The 420-nt window shown below is 56.0% G+C and carries 1 protein-coding gene; it reads right to left on the reverse strand.

The genetic code is table 11. The features are described 5' to 3' along the window. A partial coding sequence (locus B3V69_RS16440) for an MCP four helix bundle domain-containing protein (protein WP_296448085.1) occupies positions 1–318 on the reverse strand: 318 nt, incomplete at its 3' end. Between the last annotated feature and the right edge of the window lie 102 nt (positions 319–420).

Genomic DNA, 420 nt, shown 5'->3' on the forward strand with positions numbered 1-420 from the left:
CAGCGTGCGCTTCAGCAACTCGACATTTTGCGCCGTGATGGCTCTGGACTTGGCAATGTTGTCAATCTGCTTTTGCTGGTCGGCCTTGTCTTCCGTCAACATCATGTTGCGCAAGGCAATCGCAATCGCGTCGGTCTGGGTCAGGATGGCGGTAGAGGCCGAAATCTTGGGCCATCGGTCGTTCACCACTTCGGTCAGCCCGTCATTGATGCGGCCCAGTGAGGCGAGGCCAATGCCGATGCTGATCAACAGCAGCACGCAGACCAGTCCAAAGCCCAGGCTCAGGCGCGTGCGCACCCTCAAAGCAGAGATATTCATTTATTTTTTCCAACGTGACGTAACTGACTATTTTTTTAATCGACACGCTGCCGCGCGCCACGCCGATTGTGACGCAAATCCGGACCAGGACGCAGACGCTAC

Origin of the sequence: Rhodoferax sp. UBA5149, assembly GCF_002413825.1 — a bacterium.
Classification (GTDB): Bacteria; Pseudomonadota; Gammaproteobacteria; order Burkholderiales; family Burkholderiaceae_C; genus Rhodoferax.